The following is a 2,073-nucleotide window of genomic DNA, read 5'->3' as shown; positions in this document are numbered from 1 at the left end:
CGACGACGCCTGGGGGATGATCGTGCCGACGGGGAAGGCAACGCCGCGTGCCAGGCCGGGCCTGGCGGGCCGAGCCAGGAAATTAGCCCCCTCACCCGGCTTGATTTGATCATCGGGACGCGGCAATGCGTGGCCCGCTACAGTCCTGCAGTGCCCCGACGACAGGTGCGTGATATGTCCCGACGTCTGATTTCCACCGGCTCGCCGTTCGAGAAGACCGCCGGCTACAGCCGCGCCGTCATCGACGGCGATTTTGCCTTCGTTGCCGGCACCACCGGCTATGACTACAGCACGATGACGATGCCGGCCGATGTCACGAGCCAGGCACGGAACTGCTTCAGGACCATCGAGGCCGCTCTTAATGAAGGCGGTTTCGCGATGGCCGACATCGTCCGCGCGACCTATTACATCACCGACGCCAAAGACGCGGACGCCCTGTTCGCGGTCTGCGGCGAACATCTCGGCGAGATCCGCCCCGCAGCGACGCTGCTGGTCGTCGCGGGTCTCTACAAGCCCGAGATGAAGGTCGAGATCGAAGTGACCGCCAGGCGACGTGCCGCCTGATCCCGCAGCCAGACCGTTCTCCCGGAGATCATTGATGAGCCCCTCCTCGCCGATCCACGCCAAAATTTCCGGCCCCATTGTCATGATCGGCTTCGGCTCGATCGGCAAAGGCACGCTGCCCCTGATCGAACGCCATTTCGAGTATGACAAATCGCGCTTCGTCATCATCGATCCGCATGAGGACGGCGAGCTCGCCAAAAAACACGGTGTGCGCTTCCTCAAGCAGGGCATCACTCGCGACAATTTTCGCGAAGTGCTGGTGCCGCTATTGACCGAAGGCGGCGGCCAGGGCTTTTGCGTCAATCTGTCGGTCGACACCTCCTCGGTCGATATCATGACCTTGTGCCGGGAAATCGGCGCGCTCTATATCGACACCGTGGTCGAGCCGTGGCTCGGCTTCTATTTCGACAAGAACATCGGCCCGGAAAAGCGCTCGAATTACGCGCTGCGCGAGACGCTGCTCGCGGCCAAGCACAAGAGCGCGGGCGGCACCACGGCGGTCTCCACCTGCGGCGCCAATCCGGGCATGGTGTCGTGGTTCGTCAAGCAGGCGCTGCTCGACCTCGCCCGTGACACCAATACGCCGTTCAACGAGCCGAAAAGCCGGGAGGGCTGGGGCCAGCTCGCCCACAAGCTCGGCGTCAAGGGCATCCATATCGCCGAACGCGATACCCAGCGCTCCAAGAGGCCGAAGCCAAGGAATGTTTTCGTCAACACCTGGTCGGTGGAAGGCTTCGTTTCCGAGGGCATGCAGCCGGCCGAGCTCGGCTGGGGCACCCACGAAGCATGGATGCCGCACAATGCCGGCATCCACAATTACGGCTGCGGCGCCGCGATCTATCTGCTGCAACCCGGCGCCAACACCCGTGTGCGCTCATGGTGCCCGACGCCGGGCGCGCAATATGGCTTTCTCGTCACCCACAATGAATCGATTTCGATCGCGGATTATTTCACCGTGCGCGACGGCGGCACGGTGATCTATCGCCCGACCTGCCATTACGCCTATCATCCAGCCAATGACGCGGTGCTGTCATTGCACGAAATGTTCGGCGCGACCGGCAAGATGCAGCCGAAGTGGCACATCCTGGACGAGCACGAAATCGAGGACGGCATCGACGAACTCGGCGTGCTGCTCTATGGCCACGCCAAAAACGCCTATTGGTACGGCTCGCAGCTCTCGGTCGAGGAAACCCGCCGCATCGCGCCGTACCAGAACGCCACCGGCATGCAGGTGTCGTCGGCGGTGCTGGCCGGCATGGTATGGGCGCTGGAAAATCCGCAGGCCGGCATCGTCGAGGCCGACGAAATGGATTTCCGCCGCTGTCTCGAAATCCAGATGCCGTATCTTGGGCCCGTGAAGGGGTTTTATACCGACTGGACGCCGCTGGCCGACCGGCCGGGGCTGTTTCCGGAAGACATCGACACGTCGGATCCCTGGCAGTTCCGGAATGTTCTGGTGCGGTAAAGGGCGGACATATACTCGTCGTCATTCCGGGATGCGCCTTCTGA

2 protein-coding genes are annotated in these 2,073 nt (G+C 62.7%); both read left to right on the top strand.

Annotation, left to right across the window (positions count from 1 at the left end; all coding sequences use genetic code 11):
• Window positions 1-174 precede the first annotated feature (174 nt).
• Window positions 175-564 carry a RidA family protein gene (locus WCE35_RS15380; protein ID WP_424594196.1) on the top strand — a complete coding sequence of 130 codons (390 nt, stop codon included), beginning with the start codon at window positions 175-177 and terminating at the stop codon, window positions 562-564.
• Between the two features lie 34 nt (window positions 565-598).
• On the top strand, window positions 599-2,029 hold the full coding sequence (locus WCE35_RS15375; RefSeq protein ID WP_424594195.1) for a homospermidine synthase: 1,431 nt from the start codon (window positions 599-601) through the stop codon (window positions 2,027-2,029).
• Window positions 2,030-2,073 lie beyond the last annotated feature (44 nt).

Source organism: Bradyrhizobium sp., from assembly GCF_049691595.1.
Taxonomy (GTDB): domain Bacteria; phylum Pseudomonadota; class Alphaproteobacteria; order Rhizobiales; family Xanthobacteraceae; genus Bradyrhizobium.
Note: the sequence above shows the minus strand (reverse complement) of the source record. Positions and strands in the feature narration are given on the sequence as shown.